This is a genomic window from Pelagibacterium xiamenense, assembly GCF_021166475.1.
GTDB classification, from domain to species: domain Bacteria; phylum Pseudomonadota; class Alphaproteobacteria; order Rhizobiales; family Devosiaceae; genus Pelagibacterium; species Pelagibacterium xiamenense.
Map to the genome: position 1 here is coordinate 1,354,795 of NZ_JAJOYS010000001.1, position 20,768 is coordinate 1,375,562.

General features: G+C 61.4%; 20 protein-coding genes. 11 read left to right on the forward strand and 9 right to left on the reverse strand.

The window, feature by feature from the left end; all coding sequences use genetic code 11:
• The first annotated feature begins 121 nt into the window (after window positions 1-121).
• From LSG43_RS06690 to LSG43_RS06700, 3 genes are read left to right on the forward strand one after another with little or no spacing between them, the layout of a single operon-like run.
• Window positions 122-643: a TRAP transporter small permease gene (locus LSG43_RS06690; RefSeq protein ID WP_231802281.1), complete on the forward strand. Its 522-nt coding sequence runs from the start codon at window positions 122-124 to the stop codon at window positions 641-643.
• On the forward strand, window positions 640-1,935 hold the full coding sequence (locus LSG43_RS06695; RefSeq protein WP_231802283.1) for a TRAP transporter large permease: 1,296 nt from the start codon (window positions 640-642) through the stop codon (window positions 1,933-1,935). The genes LSG43_RS06690 and LSG43_RS06695 overlap by 4 nt, the downstream gene beginning before the upstream one ends.
• A gap of 38 nt (window positions 1,936-1,973) precedes the next feature.
• Window positions 1,974-3,863, forward strand: a complete 1,890-nt coding sequence (locus LSG43_RS06700; RefSeq protein WP_231802829.1) for a bifunctional sugar phosphate isomerase/epimerase/4-hydroxyphenylpyruvate dioxygenase family protein — start codon at window positions 1,974-1,976, stop codon at window positions 3,861-3,863.
• A gap of 6 nt (window positions 3,864-3,869) precedes the next feature.
• Here the strand turns inward: LSG43_RS06700 and aroQ are convergent, their stop codons facing one another.
• The 3 genes from aroQ to LSG43_RS06715 all read right to left on the reverse strand — a co-directional run bounded on the left by aroQ (window position 3,870) and on the right by LSG43_RS06715 (window position 6,312).
• Window positions 3,870-4,295, reverse strand: coding sequence for a type II 3-dehydroquinate dehydratase (gene aroQ / locus LSG43_RS06705; RefSeq protein ID WP_231802285.1), 426 nt, complete (start codon window positions 4,293-4,295; stop codon window positions 3,870-3,872).
• An 86-nt stretch (window positions 4,296-4,381) separates the two neighbouring features.
• Window positions 4,382-5,359 (reverse strand): TRAP transporter substrate-binding protein DctP, encoded by a 978-nt coding sequence (dctP, locus tag LSG43_RS06710; RefSeq protein WP_231802287.1) that lies wholly within the window; start codon window positions 5,357-5,359, stop codon window positions 4,382-4,384.
• Window positions 5,356-6,312: an SMP-30/gluconolactonase/LRE family protein gene (locus LSG43_RS06715; RefSeq protein WP_231802289.1), complete on the reverse strand. Its 957-nt coding sequence runs from the start codon at window positions 6,310-6,312 to the stop codon at window positions 5,356-5,358. The genes dctP and LSG43_RS06715 overlap by 4 nt, the downstream gene beginning before the upstream one ends.
• A 184-nt stretch (window positions 6,313-6,496) precedes the next feature.
• Here LSG43_RS06715 and LSG43_RS06720 point away from each other — a divergent pair, with 184 nt between their 5' ends.
• The 4 genes from LSG43_RS06720 to dusA all read left to right on the forward strand — a co-directional run bounded on the left by LSG43_RS06720 (window position 6,497) and on the right by dusA (window position 10,943).
• Window positions 6,497-6,979, forward strand: coding sequence for a c-type cytochrome (locus LSG43_RS06720; protein ID WP_231802291.1), 483 nt, complete (start codon window positions 6,497-6,499; stop codon window positions 6,977-6,979).
• Window positions 6,980-7,031: 52 nt separating this feature from the next.
• Window positions 7,032-8,726 carry a pyrroloquinoline quinone-dependent dehydrogenase gene (locus tag LSG43_RS06725; protein WP_231802293.1) on the forward strand — a complete coding sequence of 565 codons (1,695 nt, stop codon included), beginning with the start codon at window positions 7,032-7,034 and terminating at the stop codon, window positions 8,724-8,726.
• A 130-nt stretch (window positions 8,727-8,856) separates the two neighbouring features.
• Window positions 8,857-9,576: a transporter substrate-binding domain-containing protein gene (locus tag LSG43_RS06730; RefSeq protein WP_231802295.1), complete on the forward strand. Its 720-nt coding sequence runs from the start codon at window positions 8,857-8,859 to the stop codon at window positions 9,574-9,576.
• A 350-nt stretch (window positions 9,577-9,926) separates the two neighbouring features.
• A complete protein-coding gene (gene dusA, locus LSG43_RS06735) occupies window positions 9,927-10,943 on the forward strand; it encodes a tRNA dihydrouridine(20/20a) synthase DusA (RefSeq protein WP_369412449.1) in 1,017 nt (338 codons plus the stop codon).
• 483 nt (window positions 10,944-11,426) lie between these two features.
• Here the strand turns inward: dusA and LSG43_RS06740 are convergent, their stop codons facing one another.
• From LSG43_RS06740 to LSG43_RS06750, 3 genes are all read right to left on the reverse strand, one after another.
• The gene (locus tag LSG43_RS06740; protein ID WP_231802299.1) at window positions 11,427-12,056 is read right to left on the reverse strand and encodes a class I SAM-dependent methyltransferase; all 630 of its coding nucleotides are present in this window, start codon (window positions 12,054-12,056) and stop codon (window positions 11,427-11,429) included.
• A 229-nt stretch (window positions 12,057-12,285) separates the two neighbouring features.
• Window positions 12,286-12,972 carry a retropepsin-like aspartic protease family protein gene (locus LSG43_RS06745; RefSeq protein ID WP_231802301.1) on the reverse strand — a complete coding sequence of 229 codons (687 nt, stop codon included), beginning with the start codon at window positions 12,970-12,972 and terminating at the stop codon, window positions 12,286-12,288.
• An 11-nt stretch (window positions 12,973-12,983) separates the two neighbouring features.
• A complete protein-coding gene (locus LSG43_RS06750; protein ID WP_231802303.1) occupies window positions 12,984-13,814 on the reverse strand; it encodes an adenosylcobinamide-GDP ribazoletransferase in 831 nt (276 codons plus the stop codon).
• Between the two features lie 67 nt (window positions 13,815-13,881).
• Between LSG43_RS06750 and cobT the strand changes: the two genes are divergently transcribed.
• Window positions 13,882-14,898 carry a nicotinate-nucleotide--dimethylbenzimidazole phosphoribosyltransferase gene (cobT, locus tag LSG43_RS06755; RefSeq protein WP_231802305.1) on the forward strand — a complete coding sequence of 339 codons (1,017 nt, stop codon included), beginning with the start codon at window positions 13,882-13,884 and terminating at the stop codon, window positions 14,896-14,898.
• 153 nt (window positions 14,899-15,051) lie between these two features.
• Window positions 15,052-15,747, forward strand: coding sequence for a glutathione S-transferase family protein (locus LSG43_RS06760; protein ID WP_231802307.1), 696 nt, complete (start codon window positions 15,052-15,054; stop codon window positions 15,745-15,747).
• Here the strand turns inward: LSG43_RS06760 and LSG43_RS06765 are convergent.
• A complete protein-coding gene (locus tag LSG43_RS06765; protein WP_231802309.1) occupies window positions 15,729-17,189 on the reverse strand; it encodes a sensor histidine kinase in 1,461 nt (486 codons plus the stop codon). The genes LSG43_RS06760 and LSG43_RS06765 overlap by 19 nt on opposite strands.
• Window positions 17,190-17,587: 398 nt before the next feature.
• Between LSG43_RS06765 and LSG43_RS06770 the strand changes: the two genes are divergently transcribed.
• Entirely contained in the window at window positions 17,588-18,073 is a 486-nt protein-coding gene (locus tag LSG43_RS06770) for an Lrp/AsnC family transcriptional regulator (RefSeq protein ID WP_231802311.1), read from the forward strand.
• Window positions 18,074-18,131: 58 nt separating this feature from the next.
• Here the strand turns inward: LSG43_RS06770 and moaA are convergent, their stop codons facing one another.
• Complete coding sequence (gene moaA / locus LSG43_RS06775; RefSeq protein WP_231802313.1) at window positions 18,132-19,154, reverse strand: GTP 3',8-cyclase MoaA; 1,023 nt, start codon at window positions 19,152-19,154, stop codon at window positions 18,132-18,134.
• 51 nt (window positions 19,155-19,205) lie between these two features.
• Window positions 19,206-19,799 carry a L,D-transpeptidase gene (locus tag LSG43_RS06780; protein WP_231802315.1) on the reverse strand — a complete coding sequence of 198 codons (594 nt, stop codon included), beginning with the start codon at window positions 19,797-19,799 and terminating at the stop codon, window positions 19,206-19,208.
• 244 nt (window positions 19,800-20,043) lie between these two features.
• Here LSG43_RS06780 and rpiA point away from each other — a divergent pair, with 244 nt between their 5' ends.
• A complete protein-coding gene (rpiA, locus tag LSG43_RS06785) occupies window positions 20,044-20,745 on the forward strand; it encodes a ribose-5-phosphate isomerase RpiA (RefSeq protein WP_231802317.1) in 702 nt (233 codons plus the stop codon).
• The last annotated feature ends 23 nt before the right edge of the window (window positions 20,746-20,768 follow it).

Genomic DNA, 20,768 nt, shown 5'->3' on the forward strand with positions numbered 1-20,768 from the left:
ACCAGCCACCGCCCTGACGGCGGGGTAATGATGTTGGTGGGCGAGCTGGATGATTTTGGCTCGCCCTTTTTTGAGGCACACTGTCAAGCGTGTGCCGCTCGTTCTGATCGGAGACCGGCCGATGACCGCGCTCAAAAGGATCGCTTCCTGGCTCTACTCTATAGCGGACGGCCTGTCGGCGGTGCTGCTGACCGCCATGTTCGTGACGTTCATCATCCAGGTCGTGATGCGTTACGTCTTCAACTACCCGGTCGGGTGGACGGTAGAGGTGCAGACGATCGCGTGGATTTGGGTGATCCTGTGGGGGCAGTCGGTTACCGTCAGCGAGGCCGACGAAATCCGTTTCGACATTGTCTACAGCAGCGTCAGCGAACCGGTGCGCCGCATCTTCCGGCTGATCTTTTCCGCATTCATTGTCGGCATCTATGCCATCGCGCTGCCCGCGATCTGGGACTACGTCACCTTCATGAAGATTGAGGAGACCTCCTATCTCGATCTGCGGTTCGATTATGTCTTCTCGGTCTATGTGATTTTCACGATCGCCGTCATCATCCGCTACGGCTGGATCTTCTACCGGTCGGTGCGCGGGAAGAAAGTCGCAATCACGGCTGCGCACGATACTTCGGAGCCTCTTGAATCATGAGTTTTGAATTTGGCGTAGCCGTCGCGGTCATCGTGGTCTTTGCCCTTTTGGGGCTTCCGATCGGCCACGCGATGATCGGGGCATCGATCCTTTATCTGCTGATTTCCGGCATGGACATGAGCATCGCCGCCGAACAGCTCCTGCGCGGGCTCTATGGCAGCTACATCCTTCTGGCCATTCCGCTTTTCATCTTCGCGGCCGATCTTATGAACATCGGTTCGCTGAGCGATCGCCTGCTCATCTTCTGCCGCGCGCTCGTCGGGCGTTTTCGTGGCGGGCTAGGGCACGTTAACGTCGTTTCGAGCCTCATCTTTTCGGGCATGTCGGGATCGGCCATTGCCGATGCGGTCGGGATGGGCCGCATCATCATCAATCTGATGCTCAAGGACGGCAAGTACCCCGCCGCCTACGCCGGTGCGCTTACAGCGGCGTCCGCCATCATCGGGCCGATCATCCCGCCCTCCATTCCGATGGTGCTCTATGCCCTGATTTCGGATACGTCGATCGGCTATCTGTTCCTGGGGGGCGTGGCGCCCGGTCTCATCCTCGGCATCCTGCTGATGATCGCGAACGCAATTATGGCGCGCCGGTACAACTTCCCCGTCGAGGAAGCCGTGCCTGTGCGCGAATTGCCTAAAGCGACGCTCAATGCCATTCCGGCGCTCCTCATGCCCGTCATCTTGCTCGTTGGCATCTACGGTGGTGTGACAACCCCCACCGAGGCCGCGGCGCTCGCGGCTCTCTATGCCTTCGTTGTGTCGATTGTTCTGTACCGGTCGATCTCTCCGCGTCAGGCCTTTGAAGCCTTCCGGCAGAGCGCAAAGTCGACCGCGTCGGTGGGTATCCTCATCGCCGGAGCTCTTGCGTTCAACTATGTCGTGACCATCGAGAACGTGCCCAGCGCAATACGCTCGGTGCTTGAGGGGTACAACCTCGACGCGGTGATGTTCCTACTGGTGGTGAACGTCATTCTCCTGGTGCTCGGCTGCCTTCTTGAGGGCAACGCCATCCTGCTTGTCATCGTGCCCATCTTCATTCCGACCGCGATGGCGCTGGGGATCGATCCGGTGCATTTCGGTGTCGTGGTGGTGGTCAACATCATGATCGGGCTGGCAACCCCGCCCTATGGGCTTCTGCTGTTCGTGGTGAGCAACATCACGAAGTCGCCGGTGGCATCGACAATCAAGTTCCTGCTGCCATTCCTCGCGATCATGATCGCCGGATTGGCCATCGTCACGTATGCGCCGGACGTCGTGCTCTGGCTGCCGCGGATGTATGGCTACAACGGTTAGAACGCGAGGTGCACGTCGGTTTCGAAGGATCGGATATGATCAGAACCTCAATCGCCACGGTCTGCCTGAGCGGCGACTTCCAGGAAAAACTCGATGCCATTGCGGCCGCTGGGTTCAATGGCGTCGAGATCTTCGAAAATGACTTTTTGACCTACGACGCGTCGCCCGCCGAGGTCGGCCGGATGGTGCGCGATCGGGGCTTGGCGATAACGCTTTTCCAGCCGTTCCGCGATTTCGAGGGGTTCCCCGAGCCGTACCGGTCGCGCGCATTCGATCGAGCGGCCCGCAAGTTCGATGTCATGAACCAGATGGGCGCCGATCTCGTTCTGGTGTGCTCGAACACCTCGCCGGCATCGCTCGGCGGCATCGACCGGGCGGCGGCCGATTTCGCCGAACTGGGCGCACTTGGTAAGAAGCACGGTATCCGTATCGGTTATGAAGCGCTCGCCTGGGGGCGGCACATAAACGACCATCGAGACGCCTGGGAAATCGTCCGGCGTGCAGACCATCCCAATGTCGGGCTGATCCTCGACAGCTTCCACACGCTCTCGCGCGGCATCGATCCCAATTCGATCCGGTCGATCCCTGGCGACAAGATCTTCATCGTCCAGCTCGCGGATGCGCCCAGGATCGATATGGATCTCCTCTTTTGGAGCCGCCATTTCCGGAACATGCCCGGAGAGGGGGATCTGCCGGTTCTCGATTTCACGCGCGCCGTCGCCGCGACCGGATACGACGGTCCATGGTCGCTCGAAATCTTCAACGACCAGTTCCGCGGCGGCGATACCAGGATGATCGCCACGGACGGTCAGCGCAGCCTTGTCGCCCTGCTTGACGACGTCGGGCGCATGGAACCAGGGCTCAAGATTGCCCTGCCGGCCATGCCGGAACGCATCGACGTCAAGGGCGTCGAGTTCATCGAATTCGCCACCGGTGGGGCGGAATCCGAAGAGCTCATCGCGCTCCTCAAGAGGCTCGGTTTTTCGGAAGTAGGGGCCCATATCTCCAAGAGCGTGCGGCATTTCCGGCAAGGCGCGATCAACCTCGTTGTCAATACCGACGCCGATGGGGTCGCACACTCGAATTACATCGCGCACGGCACCTGCGCGTACGCGATCGGATTACTGGTCGAAGACGCAAAGGATACAGTGGCACGGGCCAAGGTTTTGGGCGCGACGCCGTTTCAGCAAGCCGTCGGACCCATGGAGCTCGAAATCCCGGCGATACGCGGGGTCGGCGGCGGTCTGATCTATTTCCTCGACAAGAAGGAGCCGCTTGCGAATGTCTGGTCCGTAGAGTTCGAGCCTGTTGCAGATGAAACGAGTCCGTATATCGGGCTCGCGGCGGTCGATCACGTCGCGGAGACGATGGATCACGGCGAGATGCTAAGCTGGGTTCTGTTCTTTACATCGATCTTCTCCATGACCAAGTCCCCGACGGTCGATGTCGTGGATCCTGCCGGCCTCGTCCGCTCCCAGGTGCTGGAGGCGTCCAACGGTGCTTTCCGCCTTACGCTCAACGGCGCGGAAAACCGCAATACGCTTGCGGGGCGCTTCATTGCCACGGGTTTCGGTTCAAGCATTCAGCATGTGGCCTTCCGCACTGACGACATCTTTGCAACAGCCGAGGCTCTGGAGCGCAACGGGTTGGCGCTGCTGCCGATCACGCGGAACTACTTCGACGATATCGAGGCTAGGTTCGGCCTCGAGCCGGAATTTGTCGATCGGCTGATCGCGCACAACATCCTCTACGACCGCGACGAGAACGGGGAATATTTCCAGCTATACACCAACCTCTTCGGAGCCGGTTTCTTCTTCGAGATCGTCGAACGGCGCGGGCGGTACAGTGGCTACGGCGCGCCGAACGCGCCGTTCCGGATTGCAGCCCAGAAGCGCGGCCTGCCGGACAAGGCCGTGCCTCGCCTCTAGGACGGACTAGGCAAAAATGCGCTCGACCGCATAGCGATATCCCAGAATGCCGAATCCTGCGATGACGCCGTTGGCGACGCCGGATACGTAGGAGTTGTGACGGAAGGCCTCGCGTTTGTGGATGTTGGAGATGTGGACCTCGTAGATGGGGCAGTCACAGGTCAGGAGCGCGTCGCGTATCGCAACCGAGGTTGTCGTATAGCCGGCCGGGTTTATCACCAGCCCCCGTGACCTCCGGGCTTCCTGAATCCAATCGATCAGCAGATGCTCGGCATTGCTCTGGTGGAATTCCAGTGTCGCGCGATTGGCGGTGCAGACCTCTTCGCACAGACGTTGAACGTCCTCGAGCGTGTCGTGACCGTAGATTTCGGGTTGGCGTGTGCCGAGAAGATTAAGGTTGGGGCCGTTGAGCACATAGACGGTATCCGACATTGTTGCGTCCTTGCAAAAAAGCGGGCGCGGCCTGTCAACTGGCCACGCCCTCGTGAATTTCGGTTGGGTACCGGTATCCTTACCTACTAGAGCGCGTTGATCTGTTCCAGCATGCCGTCAGGCCAGTCAGCCGAGAAACCGGAATTGAGGTATTTGTCCTGCGCAAAGACCCGGAACGCCTCTACATCCGGAGTATACACCTCCAAGCCCTCGTTCCTGAAATACTCGACCAATTCGGCCTCCTGAATCAGGTACTGCTCGGTGCTCCACTCGAACGCGTCATGTGCCGCGTCGCGCATGCGCGCCTGTTGCTCTTCGGTCAGAGTATCGAAAAGATCTGCGCTGATGAGCAGCATGCCGAAGCCGACATTGTGTCCCGTCAGGATGATCTGGTCGGTCACCTCATGGAACTTCATCAACTGGTTGTTGGGCAACGGATTGTCTTGGGCATCGATAACACCGGTTTGAAGCCCGGTATAAACCTCCGCATAGGCCATCGGCGTTGCCGTGGCGCCGATCGCCTCGCCGAGGAACTGCCAGGCATCGCCGTCAGGCATGCGCAGCGTAATGCCCTGCATGTCCTCGGGTGTTTCAATGTGCTTGTCGCCGCGCAGGTTGACGTGTCGCGTGCCGTAATAGGCCGGGGCGAGGATTTCGACACCGAGTTCGTCACGCGCAATCTGGCGCAGGGTGTCGCCAACTTCGCTCGCGAAGATGGATTCGAGATGCTCGGCATCGCGAACGAGATAGGCGGCGCTCAGAATGCTGAATTCAGGTGCCTGCTGCGCGAGGTCGGACGGTGGCAGCAGAGCCATCTGCAGGTTGCCGCGCTGTATGGCGGCCAATTCGCTGCCTTGGGCGGTCAGCGTGCCGCCGAAATAGGGAACGAATGCGAATTCCTCGCCGATCTCACGCGCAAATATGTCGACCAGGGCCTGCGAGCGGGGCGCGTCCGCAGTTGTGACATCCGAAAACAAGAGCTGCGTGGCTTCTTGGGCGATAACGGGGGGCGCGGCAGCAATGAGCGTTACCGCTGAAACGGCGGCCTGCAAGAAGTGTTTCATAGTTTTCCTCCTATGTGTGTGGGATCTGTGTGATCCGTTTGCGGCAAGGCAAAGCGGTTCTCGGGCAAGCCCTGACCGGCGCCTTCGATCGCAAGGACCGATCCGGCCAGCGGTTCGGCCGCAAGCTGCTGGGCGGAAAGGAATTTCCGCGAGGTTGTGATGTAGAGGGTCTTGAAGTCGCTGCCGCCGAAGCAAAGACATGTCGGATTGGTGACAGGAAGCGCGATTTTGCGGTCGATAGCGCCCTCAGGTGTGTAGCGCACAATTTTTCCGCCCGCGAAGAATGCCGTCCACAGGCAGCCGTCTACATCGACGCATGCACCATCGGGCCGTTCGCCCGTTTGGGCATAGTCTGCAAAGAGGTGCCGGTCGGTAATTGTGCCGGCCTCGGGATCAAACCGGAACGACCAGCTCTGGTGCCGGCGCGTGTCGGTGAAATACATCCTGTCGCCCGCCGGCGAGAAGGCGATGCCGTTTGAGACGATGATGCCATTCATTATCGGCGGGGATACCTCGGCGCCGTCTACCCGGTAGAGCGCTCCATTGGGACGATGGAGTGCGTTATCCATCGTGCCGACCCAGAACCGCCCTTTGGCGTCGCAACGGCCGTCGTTAAGCCGGTTTTCCGTCTCCGCCTCAACCTGGGCAAGAAGCTGGGTGTCGCCGGTTGTCCGGTCAAAAACATGAAGGGCGGTGTCAAGGGCGAGAAGGTGTTTACCGCATTGGGTAAGCGCGTGTGAGCCGAGATAGGACGCGTTGAAAGACCAACGCTCGACAGCGCCGGTCGATGGATCGAATGCCTGGAGCTTCGGCCTTTCAATGTCGAGCCAATAAAGACGAGCGTTTCGCTCGCACCACAAGGGCGTCTCACCGAGTTGGTCTTGGCCGGCAATTGCTACCTCGATGCTGGGTCCGAGCATAGTTTCAGGCTCTCCTGTCATGGCGCACCGCACAAATGTACGAACTAGTTCGTTTAGTCAAGTTCGTTTGATGCTATTGAAACTGTATAAACGTGCGGTCAACGGCGGTGAAATGTGACAATAAATGAGATATTGACTATCGTATGATATAAACATATTCGTATGAACGGGGCCGGGCCTCAACACTACGACCAAAGCAGTAAGAAGGAGGAGGCACATGCGCGACGCCCTACCGATCGGACATCTCCGTGAGACTCGAGACCGCACGTTGGGCGATGTTCGCTTTCGCCTGTTCGCTGCGGTCGCCGCGTTGGCGAGCGCGCAGGTCGCAGGGCCCGCGATAGCGCAGGACTATACCCTTGAAGGCGGCTCCTTCGGCCCGGAGCAGGTTGCGCGAGGTCAGGAGCAATATGTCGCGAACTGCGCCGGCTGCCACGGGGAGGACTTGCGCAGTGCGGTTTCGACGGCGCCGGATCTCACCGGTCCGGTCTTCCGCTTCAACTGGCTCAACGATCCGCTTAGCACGAAATTCGAGGTCATCCGTACGACGATGCCGCAGGGCAACGCCGGAGGCCTGTCGGACGCCGCCTATGCCGACATCATCGCCTACATCCTGTCTTTCAACGGTGTCCGCGAAACCCATGGCGAACTGCCCGCCGACAGTAACGCTCTCAAGGGCATCACGATCACTCAACCATAACGTAGACCGAACAGCTGGTCGCATCTGCTCGATGCATAGGAGGAGGAAGAACATGAGACTCAAGTCACTGATCAGTGCCATTGCCGTTTGCGCGTCCATCGGATCGGCTGCGCCCGTTTGGGCGCAGTCCGAGGATTTCACCCCTGTAACGGACGAGATGCTTGCCAGTCCCGCAAACGGCGACTGGCTACTGTGGCGGCGCGCCCTGGATAGCTGGGGGTATTCGCCCCTCGACCAGATCAATACCGAAAACGTGGCGCAACTGACGCTTGCCTGGGGCTGGTCGATGGAGCCGGGTTGGCAGGAAACAGCGCCGATCGTCTACGATGGCGTGATGTACATCGCCAATCCGGACGGCATCGCCCAGGCGCTCGACGCTGCCGACGGCGAATTGCTCTGGGAGTACCGCCGCGAAATGCCGGAAGATTTCCGCGATGGGATGATGAGCCGCGGTCTCGCGATTTATGGCGACAAGGTCTTCTTTGCTACACCCGATGCAGGACTGGTGGCGCTCGACGCGCAGACCGGCCAGGTCGTGTGGGAAACCGATGTTGCGGGGGAAGGCAAGACCGTCACCGCCGCTCCGGTGGTTGCGGACGGAAAGGTCATCGTTGGCTATATGGGTTGCTTCGGCTTCGAGGCGGAAAAGTGCGGCGTCGCAGCGTTCGACACCCAGACCGGCGAAGAGGTCTGGCGTACCATCACGGTTTCAGACGCACCGGAAGGAGAGGATAGCTGGAACGGGCTGCCGTACGTCCTGCGTGGTGGCGGTGATATCTGGACATCGGCCTCATATGATGCTGAGCAGGAACTCGTCTATATAGGCGTTTCCCAAGCCAAGCCGTGGGCGAGAGCGAGCCGGCAAACCGGTGACGAAGCGACCCTGTACACGAACGCGACGTTGGCGCTTGATCCCGATACCGGTGAGATCGAGTGGTACCGGCAATACATCCCGGGTGAAACCAACGACATGGACGAGGCCTTCGAGCACATACTTGTCGATATCGATGGCGAACCGGCCTACGTGAACATGGGCAAGCTCGCCATCCTGTGGCGTGGCAGCCGCGTGGACGGCGAACCCATGCCCGCGTTCGATCTGGGCTGGCAGGACCAGATCGATATCACCGAAAGCGGCGAATTCGCCGGCTATCGCGAGGGCAAGGTTGCGGCTCTTGAGGAGGTAATTTCCTTCTGCCCGAGCACCACGGGCTTCCGAGCCTGGCGCGCGATGGCCTACAGCCCCGAGACACGGGCCGTCTATATTCCCATGAGCATCAATTGCGATATCGGCGCGGCGTTTGGCGAGGTTGAAATGGTCGAGGGCGGCGGGGGCAACGGGCGCCTCGCCAGCGAGCGCGCCGTGCATCCGGACAGCCCTGACCATATCGGACGTTTTGTGGCCCAGAACATTGACACCGGTGAGGTGCTTTGGGAGATGCCGCTGCGCACGCCGGCCAACACGGCCATGCTGACCACCGCAGGCGGCCTCGTCTTTGGCGGCGATTGGGACCGGCATATGTACGCGTTTGACGAGGTGACCGGCGATATCCTCTGGGAAACCCGCCTGCCGCAAGCGGCTCAGGGCTACCCGATCTCGTATGCGGTCGATGGAAAGCAGTACATCGCCGTTCCGGTCGGCGTTGGCGGATATTCCTGGTCTTCGAGTGTACCCCGCGAACTCACGCCTGAGGTATCCCGCCCAAGTTCGGGCAATGCGGTTCTGGTCTTCGCCCTCCCAGAAGCATAATCCAGAACGCGCAGCGCAGGCCGGGCGCAAGTCCGGCCTGCAGCGCCAAGGGGATATGATGGCTTTCTCGCTCTCCGTACCGCGCCGCATAGCCATTGCCCTCTTTGGCCTATGTTTGGCGTGCACCGGCGTGGCAAACGGTCAACAGCCTTTTGTTGCGCCCGAATACTACAACCGCACGCGGCCCGACTTCGGCAACACCCTGCCGCTCTGCGTCATTCCCGATAGCGCCACGATCGAGGAGGACAGGGCGGCCGCGCGCCAGATCGCCCAGGTCATGCTGCTCGAACCTGAGATCATCGAACTCGACGTGGATATGGATATGCTCGACGCCGAGGGAATATGGCCGGCGGTTCTCGTCCACCTGGCCGAAAAATGCGTCGGGGTCATGGGCGTCCAACTCGTGCCCGGCATGCGGATGCCCGACTGGCTGACGATAACGCGTCCCTATCTCGAAGCGCCGTACGTTCTGCTCACCAATATCCCCGATATTGCATCCATCACCGAGCTTCCTCCCGGTGCCAGAGTTGGCTCGCCGGTCTACTCGCTGATCGACAACGAATTCATCGGCCTCATCTCCGCCGGCGGGACGTTTGCGGAGATAAAACGACTTCCTTATGATCACCCGGACCTTGCCGCCCGACTGATGTCCGAAGGCGTCATGGATGCCGCTATCGTCTGGGAACCGCATCTCGATGACGCACCCCTGAGCGGCGGGGACATCTATTCCGCCATCGCCTCCGTCGATCCGCTACAGCACGAGACACGCGAGATCGGCATCGTTCTGCGATCGACGGATGAAATGCTGCGTACAATGCTGGACCAGGCCATTGAGGTTATTTCACAATAGGCCCGACTACGTGGTCCGCGAGTCAGCAGACGATACGCTCGAAAAGTGAGCCGCCCGACGCTCTATCGCGGAGGTCGCGGTCGCCGTCTGTTGTGTAAGGAAAAATCTGATCGGCGGCCTTGGGCATTGCCCCAACGCGCCAGGTTAACCGGGCCGATCTTCGCGTTGGCTGAGCCAGGGGTTGGCTGTCGACGGAGCACGGAGGTTTTGTGCTCACGCAGGACGAGCTTGCCGTGGCGTTTTATGACAATCTGCGCCAGCCATGCTACAGAACCGTCCTTGCGTGAACGGTTATGATCGTGCCCGCACCGGTACGACATGAGCCGGGGTGAAGGAATATGGACTAAGTAGTGGAAAAAGAAGGAAAATCGCAGATTAGCGTATCTCGGCGTTTTGCCATCGCGCCCATGATGGACTGGACGGACCGGCACTGCCGATATCTGCACCGGCTTTTGACCAGGCGTTCGCTCTTGTTCACCGAGATGGTGACCAGTGCGGCGGTCACGCATGGGGATTGTGAGCGGCTTTTGGGGTATGACGCGGTCGAGCATCCGGTCGCCGTTCAGCTTGGCGGGTCCGATCCGACAGAACTCGCGCGGGCGGTCGCGATTTGTGACCGGTACGGGTACGACGAGATCAACCTCAATGTCGGCTGCCCGTCCGACAGGGTGCAGTCGGGGCGGTTCGGGGCGTGCCTGATGGCTGAACCGGAGCTCGTGGCCGATTGCGTGCGGGCGATGATCGATGCCACCGATACCCCGGTGACGGTCAAATGCCGGATCGGGATCGACGACCAAGATAGCGAGGACGATCTCAACCGGTTCGCCGATACGGTGGTTCCCGCCGGCATCGACGCTCTTTATGTTCATGCCCGAAAGGCGTGGCTGCAGGGGCTTTCGCCCAAGGAGAACCGGGATATCCCGCCGCTGGACTATGACCGGGTCTACCGGCTCAAGCAGCGGTTGGGGGATTTTCCAGTGATGATCAATGGTGGGATCAAGACGCTTGTGGAGAGTACGGCGCATCTCGAGCACGTCGACGGCGTCATGCTCGGGCGGGCAGCCTATCACGACCCGTTGATCCTTGCAGACGTCGATGCGCGGATTTTCGGTGCGGCGCAACCCGCGCGGCGACTTGGTGACGTCGCCGATCCTATGATGGCCTATGCCGAACGCGAACTGACCAAGGGCGCGCGGCTCAACCAGATTACCCGGCATATGCTTGGTCTCGCTAACGGCTTGCCCGGTGCGCGGCGGTTCCGGCAGATTCTGAGTGTCGAGGCCGCCAAACCTGGCGCAGGGCCGGAGGTCATCGCCGACGCCTTCACCTGCGTGGATACCGACGCGGTTCACGAGAAGGTTGCCTGAGCGTTTGGGTCGGTTTCGTGGCACACCTGTTGGTCCGACGACCCTACGGCCTCGGCTTTGTTGCAGTGGACGGTATGCGGCGAGACGGTGCCTCATACTGAATATAAAATAGCGAGGCCCGCCTCGCCGCATACATCCGGGATTTTTGGCTTGGCGTCCGCTCGGGCTGGGGCCAATCCCCGCCAGGTTTCCCCGGTGACCACAGGATCGCTGTGGCTGGCCACGGTGACGTTCGGACCTCCGCTGGGACGACTCCCATCGGACCCGGACCGGACCCGCCCAAACGTTCGTTGCGCCTGCGCCCATATAAGTGGGTCCGTATGCAGGAGAATAGCCGAGGTCTCAGGAGCGGGGATAAGTTTGCGTTAAGTTGCTGGATTGATGGGGTTTTCCGTCCATCCTCCGATCCGTACTCAACCCGTACAAGCTGGTGCATATCGCCCGAAGCTCGGGCTGCGCACGGCGCAACAATAGCGGCCGGGTTCAGCCGGGCTTCCTGCCGATGACGAACACGGCCTTGCCCTTGCCCGGCCGCCAGTTGTGGACGATCTCAAAGCCCGCATCGGTGTAGGCCTTGAGGAGTTGGGCATGCGTCATGACGTTGAGCTCGGGCAGGAGGCCCGCCGCGCGTCCGAGTGGACCGATGACCCCGATCAGTCTCATCATCAGGGTATCGCCAAGGCAGGCCGTGCTCGTGACGAAGACGCCGCCGGGCTTGAGGAGTTGGTAGACCTTCGCAATAACCGCGTCGCGGTTTTTCAAAAGATGCAGGACAGAGAGCCCGAGCACCGCGTCGAATGAGGCAGGGGAAGCATCGAGAGTGCCGATATCGTCCCGGGCGAAGGTAACGTTCTCGACATTTGCGGCACGAGCGCGCTCCCGTGCAATTTCCAGCATGCGAGCGGAAAAGTCGATCGCCTGGATGTGCTTCACGAATGGGGCATGCGCGATGGCAGTCGAGCCGGTACCGCAGCCGAACTCCAGCACTTCGCTCTCAGGGGTAAAATAGGTGCGCGTGACCTTGAGTTTGGTCTGATACGCATCCTCGTCGGCAACGGGCTGACTGGCGTATTTGTCGGCAATATTGTCCCAGAATCTGCTCAATTCGGTCATTGCGCTGCCCGGTGTTCGTTTCGTCCCGGCAACAGAATTGCATATTCAAAGATGGAACGGAATTGCAGAATATTGCAGCCTTAATATACATAAATGCATGAATCGGGAGGCCGCGTCGTTCGAGAATATCGCCGGGACAGTGCCCGGTGTCGAACCCGTTCTTCAGGGCATCGATCCGGTCCCCACCCACGGGCCGGCTCCTGTACGGCTTTCTCGCCGAGGCGCTGGGTTAATCGTGCATCTCAAGCGCGTTGCGGCTGACCGTGTAGCGCGAAAGCGTCTCCAGGAAGGTCATGCCCAAGAGGCTCGTATCGAGGGCGCCGTCCTGGACGACGAAGGCACGGATGTTGCTGCGGGTGATGTTTCCGATGGTGATTTCCTCGAGCGTCACCGGCGCGGCGTAGCCCGTGCCGTTGGCGGTCTGGACGGGGATCGTGTAGCGCAGCGTATCGGGGGCGAACCCGGCGCCGGCAGCGTCCTTCGCCGTCAGCACGACTGCCGAGGCGCCGGTGTCGAAGATCATGGGGATTTCGGTGCCGTTGATGTCCGCGCTGACATGGAAGCTGCCGCCGAAGGTTCTGGTGATCCGGACATTGCCGGTCGAGGGATCGACGAGGGCTGCGCCGGGCTGGAGCTCGCCCATGATCCGTTGCCCGATATTGGAAAGCTCGTAGCGGTAGGCGTAGCCCAGCATCAGGACCCCGGCGATCGCCACCCAGATCACGAGGTTCGTGACCACCTGACCCCAGCGCTGCCGGCGCGCGATCAACGCGGAGGCAATCAGCGTGCCGATGACGATGAGCGGGATGGCCTGCGCCGTTTCGCCCTGGGTCAGCCCGAAAAGCGCGCCGGCATCCGCGCTGATCGCGAGCGCGATGCCTATGGTGATCAGTAGGGCGATGGCGACGATGAGCATGGGCGGCGGCGTTAGGTCACGATCATACGCATAAAGGTAGCCAGAACGACGATTTCAACCAGTGCCTGTGCGGCGCCAATCAAATCCCCCGTTACGCCACCGACAAGCCGGTCACAAAGGCGTGTCCAGCCCAGCAGGACCAACAGGCCCAGAACAAGGGCGATCACGAAGCCCAGCACGCCCACGAACGGCGCGGCGAGAACAAAGGCGATCAGCGTTGCAAAAATGGTTCCGCCTGCAAAAGCGTTCCGCGTCAAACCGCCCACTGTGGCCGCCGCGCCTTCGGCACGTGCCTGTCCGAGAACGAGCGGGAGATAAAGCGCGGCCGAGCGCGCCAGAAGCCCCGCTGCCAACCAGACGAGCATCGCCGCAAGTGGATTGCGCGCCGCGATGGCCGAAAGCGCGGCGGCCTTGAGCCCGATAATGAAGACGATGGCGAGAACGCCGTAGGTGCCGTGCCGGCTGTCCTTGAGGATTTCAAGCCGGCGCTCGCGCGTCGCGCCGCCGAAAAGCCCGTCGGCCGCATCGGCAATGGCATCCTCGCTCATCGCGCCGGTGACGGCGGCAAAGCCGGCCAGCGCGACAAACACAGAAAAAAGCGGGGGGACACCGCCGATAGTGGCAAGAAACAGGAGCGCCGCGGGCCCGATGCCGATGACGAGGCCCGCAAAAGGTACGGCCATGGCGATGCGCTTAAGGTCGGGGCGTTCATGCGGCGTTGAGCCCGAGGGGAGGCGCGAATAAAACCGCAACGCCATGATCATATCAGCTCCGAGATTGCCCGATTGCGGCGGCGCAGTGTTGTCGTTGCGTGGGGAATTGGACGTGTCCGCGGAACTCAATTTGCGTTTCCCTTTCGGATGGCTCAAAAGTCTCATCCCTACCTACCATCCGAATCCGGGAGTCGCCATGTCTGCCTCTACTTTCGCCGATTTCGAGGACCTGTTGATGCTTGGCCCGGAGGGCGACGAGGGGGCGGTCGAGGCAGTGCGTGCGCGCGACGCGCAATTGACCAAGCCGGCCGGATCGCTGGGGCAACTCGAAAAACTGGTCGAGTTTCTGGCGCGTTGGCAAGGTAAGTCCGAACCCACAATGGACGACCCCATGGTCGCGATCTTTGCGGCCAACCACGGCGTGACGGATCAGGGCGTCTCGGCCTTCCCGCGCGAGGTGACCCGACAGATGGTGGCAAACTTCACCAAGGGCGGCGCCGCGATCTCGCAGATCTGCGCGCTCCATGAAATCAATCTGCGCGTGTTCGAACTGGCCCTCGACGTTCCCACGGGCGATATCACCGTTGTTCCAGCGATGGACGAGCGGACCTGCGCCGCGACCATTGCCTACGGCATGGAGGCCATAGCGGGGGAGCCTGACCTCCTGTGCCTTGGCGAGATGGGGATCGGGAACACGACAGTCGCGGCGGCGGTTTTCGCGGCGCTTTTCGGCGGCACCGGCGCCGATTGGGTGGGGCGCGGGACCGGGGTGGACGATGCGGGGCTGGCGCGCAAGGCCGACGCCGTCGATCGCGCGCTGGCGCGGCACGCGGGCAGGCTCAATACGCCGTTCGAAATCCTCGCCAATCTCGGTGGCCGCGAAATAGCGGCCATGCTCGGCGCGATCATTGCGGCACGGCACCAGAACATTCCGGTGATCGTTGACGGCTTCGTTGCAACGAGCGCCGCGGCGGTGGCGCATGCTGTCAACCCGGCCGCGATCGACCACTGCCTGTTTGCGCACGTCTCCGCGGAGAGTGGGCACGCACGGGCGCTTGAAGCAATGGACAAGGCCGCATTGCTCGATTTGGGGATGCGGCTCGGGGAGGGGAGCGGCGCCGCTCTCGGTGCGGTGATGGCCAAGACCGCGCTGCATCTGCACAAAAACATGGCGACATTCGCCGAGGCGGCGGTGGCCGAGAAAAACGGCTAGACGGCGCGGAAAGATATCGAATGGCAGGAGCCATGCGGAACCGCCGTCGACGCGGAGCTCTGGAAGCTCGGAGACGCCGTGGGTGCTCTTGACGTCGTCCGGTGATCGGGCAAGGACTCCAAGTTCTGCCATCGAGTCGAGGACACGCCGCCGATGTATGCGCTTTATATCGCAAACAAGAACTATTCGTCATGGTCGTTGCGGCCCTGGGTCCTGATGAAGACGCTCGGGATTCCGTTCGAGGAGAAGTTTGTCCCCTTCCTCGAGGGATCGAGCTACGAGGCGTTCCGCAAGTTCTCGCCATCGGGGCTCGTGCCGTGTCTTGTAGACGGTGGTACGACCGTTTGGGATTCGCTGGCGATTATCGAGTACCTGGCAGAGGACCATCGCGCTGTCTGGCCCGCTGACAAGACGGAGCGCGCATGGGCGCGCTGTGCAACGGCCGAAATGCACGCGGGCTTTTCCGCATTGCGGTCGGTATGCACCATGAACGTCGGCGTGCGGGTGAAATTGCATGAGATATCGGCAGCGCTTCAGAAGGATATCGACCGGATCGACGAACTCTGGCTCGAGGGCCTGGATCGCTTCGGCGGTCCCTTCCTTGCGGGCAGCGCCTTTACTGCGGTCGATGCGTTTTTCGCGCCGGTGGCCTTCCGGCACCTCACTTACAAGCTGCCTCTGAGCGCACAGGCGGACGCATATGCCCATCGGTTGATCGCGCTTCCGGCCATGAAGGCCTGGTACGATGCCGGCCTGGCCGAAACCATGCGTGAGACTGAACACGAGGCGGAAATTCCGTTCGTCGGTACGCTGGTCGAGGATCTACGGGCTCAGCCGGCTTCCGAGTAGATCTCGAGCTTGGGTGCCGTCTCCCGGACGGGGGCGACGCCCTCCATGGTGCGGGCGCGCGGGAAGGTGGCGATCACCTCGGTGCCGAACCGCAGCTTGGAGAACAGGTCGAACCGGCCCTGATGCAGGTCCATGATCTTCTGGACGATGGGCAGGCCGAGCCCGGCACCCTGCTCGGCCGTCTTTTGCGCCAGGGAACCCTGTCCGAAGGACGAGAGCACCGTCTCGATTTCCTCTTCGGGAATACCGGGGCCGTTGTCGGTGACCGACACGAACTGCCCGCCATCCGTGCTACGGCCGACCGTTACAGTGACCTTGCCCGCCTGCGGGGTGAACTTGATGGCGTTCGAGAGCAGATTGAGCACGACCTGACGCACGCTGCGCTCGTCGGCCCAGAGTTTGGGCATATCTTCGTCGCTGTCGAAAACGAGGTCGATGTTCTTGGCCCGGGCACGGATTTCCAGCATGCGCTTGCAGTCCGCGGCGATGTCCGCAAGGCCGATGGCCTCCTCGTTGAGATCGTACCGGCCGGCCTCGATGCGCGAGAGGTCGAGAAGTTCGTTGATGAGATTCAGGAGATGCTGGCCGCTGGCATGAATGTCACCGGCATATTCCTTGTACTGGGGCACCGAATGCGGCCCCAGCAGTTCCGACTTCAGAACTTCGGAAAAACCGATGATCGCATTGAGCGGGGTACGCAGCTCATGGCTCATCGTCGCCAGGAAGCGTGACTTGGCGATGTTCGCCTGCTCGGCATGGCGCCGCGCCTCGTCAGACATGATCCGCGCTTCCTCGAGATCGAGGATCAGGCCGTCCTTTTCGAGCTGGTGCTCGAGATTACCGAGCTCGGATTTGTGGAGCTGGTAGGCAAGAAAGAGGAAAAAGAAAAAGGCACCGCAAGCAACCGCCGCAAGCGCGAAATTCAGCGTGCCAGCGGCAATGATCAGCGTCGTACCGACCGAAAGGCAGGCGGGGAGGGTGGAAACGAGCGTGGCTTGCGGCAGGGTACGCGTGGACATCGCGTTGGCCGCCATACCGACCAGCAGCATGGAAAAGATGATAATGAGGATATCCTGCCCGCCGCCACCGATGGTGAGGATCGGCAACGCGGCCCAGGCAAGCCCGTAGATGGTCTCCCCGACAATGAAGGTGGCGGTCCATTTCCGGGCGTTGAACTTCTGTCTGTTTTCGCGCCGGAACTGCCGGCAGGCAAAGCCGACGGCGATATTGGCCAGCGCCACGAGACCCGCCCACGCCGCGGCAATCTCGATCGGCACCCAGAGGCTGGCGAATGCCAGCAGGATGGCGAGCACCAGGATCATGGGCAAAAGCCCGGCAATGCGGGCCGATGCGTAGTCGTCGAGGAGGTCGAAGTCGAATTCGACCCGCGTTCCGGAACTCGACGTCAGGCGCTGGCGGGCATCCAAGACCGTCCGCTGCACGGAACGCCGACTTTCACGGGGCCGCCGGGATGCTTCGGATGCACGATGATCCGCGCCAAAGGACATGGTGGGTACTCGACATACGCTACGCAACAAAAAGAGGATTGCCGTTCCCTGCCATAAGGGTAACGAAATCCGATACGCTCAGATGCCACGCTATCGGCATTGTGGTTAACAGGCAGTTGAAAGTCCGACTGCGTCCACGGGGTTTCCCTCCGCCCCCGTTGCGGACCTTATAACCGCTCCATCACCGGCCCTGCTCGTACAGACCGAACTTTGCGCGACCGCCTTGACTCGGGAAAGGCGAGGGCATCAAATGCGTATGGGGGGCGGACGATTTTCTCACTGTGCGGGCCAATTCGCCAATTTTTGGAAAATAATACCTCGGGGAGCACTCCATGGCGCTCGACAAGCTCGACCGCAAAATTCTTCAACTCCTTCAGAAAGACGCGACCATGCCGGTGGCCGAAATCGGTCGCAAGGTAGGGCTTTCGACAACGCCGTGCTGGCGGCGCATCCAGAAGATGGAGGAAGAGGGCGTGATCCGGCGCCGCGTGGCGGTGCTGAACCCTGAAAAGGTCAATGCGGGCGTGACCGTCTTCGTGGCCGTGCGGACCAACGAGCACAACGATGCCTGGCTGCGCAAATTTGCCGCCGTCGTGGAAGAGTTCACCGAGGTCGTCGAATTTTACAGAATGAGCGGCGAGGTCGACTATCTTCTGCGCGTCGTTGTGCCCTCGATCCAGGCCTATGACGTTTTTTACAAGAAGCTGATCGCCAAGATCCCGCTGACCGACGTCAGTTCCTCGTTCGCCATGGAGCAGATCAAGTACACCACGGCGCTGCCGCTCGAGTTCGCTGTGGTGAGCGACGACGACAAGTAATTCGATACCAAAGACCGATGCTACGCCGCTTTCCGGTCGGACCCGAAAATGGCGGGGATCAGCCGCCCGTAACGGACATATGCCGCGCCAGCGCCGGATCGGTATGCGTCCGGCCGATGACGAAGTCATGGCCTTTGGGCTTGAGGATCATGGCCCGGTCGAGTGCAGCATCGAGGCCTTCGGGACCCTTTGTGCGCAAGGCGTCGCGGAGGTCGACGCGGTCGTCCTGTCCCAGGCACATATAAAGCTGTCCGGTGCAGGTGAGCCGGACCCGGTTGCAACTCTCGCAGAAATTGTGGCTGAAAGGCGTGATGAAACCAAGCGTGCCGCCCGTTTCGGCAACGCGCATATAGCGGGCGGGTCCGCCCGTGCGCTTTGCGATGGGGTCGAGGGTGAAGCGCTCAGACAGCCGGTCGCGGACCTCGCGGAGCGAGAGGTGCGTTTCAGTGCGGTCGAGCGCGACGTCCCCGAGCGGCATCGCCTCGATCAGCGTCAGCTCGAACCCGCGTCCGTGCGCCCACTCGAGCATGGGGACGATTTCGTCTTCGTTGACCCCGCGCATCGCGACCATGTTGATCTTGACGCCAAGTCCCGCCGCCTGCGCGGCCTCGATGCCGTCGAGGACTTGCGGAAGGCGTCCGCGCCGCGTGATCTCGGTGAACCGCGCGCCGTCGAGCGTATCGAGGGACACGTTGACCCGCTTGACCCCCAGCCCCGCAAGCGTTTCCGCGTGTTTGGCAAGCTGGCTGCCATTGGTGGTGAGCGTCAGTTCGTCCAGCGCGCCCGCGGCCAGGTGGGTCTCCGAAATGGCCGTGATAAGCTTCATTATGTCCCGTCGCACCAGCGGTTCTCCGCCAGTTAGCCGGACCTTGCGGACGCCGCGCGCCACGAACGCGCCGACGATTGTCTGGATTTCCTCGAAGCTGAGCACCTCGCTCTTGGGCAGGAACGTCATGTCCTCACCCATGCAATAGGTGCATCGGAAATCGCACCGGTCGGTGACCGAAACGCGCAGATATGTCACATGCCGGCCATAGCGGTCGACAAGCGGCTTGTGCGGAGGCGGGTGGATTGCGTTCATCACGCAACTATATGTGCGTGGCGCGCGACGCGAAAGGGTGTGGCGTGAAAACTAATGCCTCACAACAACGAGAGCGCCGACCTCGACACGATTGTAGAGGTCGATGATGTCGTCGTTCGTAAGCCGGATGCAGCCAGAGGAAACGGCCTGGCCGATGGTCCAAGGCTCGGCCGTGCCGTGCAGACGGTAGAGCGTCGAGCCGATGTAAAGGGCGCGGGCGCCCAGGGGGTTCATCGGCCCGCCTTCCATATAGGCAGGCAGATCCGGTTGGCGGCGGCGCATGGCGGGCGGCGGCGTCCAGCCCGGCCACTCGGCCTTGCGGGTGATCCGGTGCGTGCCTGACCAGGTGAAGCCGTCCCGCCCGACGCCAACGCCGTATTTGAGCGCCTTGCCGTCCTCGAGGACGAGGTAGAGCCGCCGTTCGCTGGTGTCGACGACAATCGTTCCGGGTGTATAGGAGGTCTCGTAATCCACGACTTCGCGGCGGATCGGGCTGCCTTGTCCCATGATCGGTTCAGGCTTCGGGACCCATCTGCGCTCGCTGTGATCCCAGATGCGGTCGCCTTGAGCCATGCCGGCGCCGGTCAATCCGAGCGCGATGAAAAGAGCAACGAAAACCGCAGTCGCGTGCCGAGCGAATGTCATGAACTAGGCGTCCCCCAATGAAGCCGGAATCGGCATGATTCGGACCAGAACCGAGTTTTCAATAGCCGCATCCCGGCGCGCGCGGAAGGCGAAGACGCGCACGACTGTGTGAATTGACGAGCAGAGCGCGCGACTGTTGCACAAGCGCGACAGATTGCGGGCGGGGCAGCCGAAAGGCGAGTTGACAGCAGGCGCCTCCGCCCACGAATGTGCGCCACGGATTCGGACCGGTGGAGGGAAAACGATGAGCGAAGCGCTCAAACGGCAGGCGGCCGAGGCCGCGATGGGCGAAATTCGCGACGGTCAGCGTATCGGGTTGGGGACGGGATCGACAGCAAAGCACTTTGTCGATCTCCTTGGCGCGAAAGTTTCCCGGGGCTTCGAGTGCGTTTGCGTTCCGACCTCCGAGGTCACCGCCGCGCAGGCGCGGGGGTTGGGTATTCCCCTGACGACGCTCGAAGAGATCGACGCGCTTGACGTGACCATCGACGGGGCCGACGAAGTCGATGACGACTTTCAACTGATCAAGGGCGCGGGCGGCGCCCTGTTGCGCGAGAAAATCGTCGCGGCTGCGTCCGCGCGCATGGTGGTGATTGCCGACATTTCCAAGCGCGTGAAAACCCTCGGGGCGTTTCCTCTTCCGATTGAGATCAATCTGTTCGGGCGGGCCGCCACGGCGCGGGCCATCGAGGGCGTCATGAGAGACTTCGGGGCCGAGGGCGGGCTTTCGCCGAGACGCAAACCGGACGGGGACAACTTCATCACCGACGGCGGTCATCTCATTCTGGACGCATCTTTTGGCCGCATTTCGGACGCACAAGCGCTTTCGAAAGCCCTGCTTGACATCCCAGGCGTTGTCCAGCACGGGCTGTTTTTGAATTTGTGCCAGGAAGCCTATCTGGCAGGACCGGATGGCGTTGTCCGTCTGTCCACCGCACGATCCTGACCCTGGCCATCTACGAAGGGACC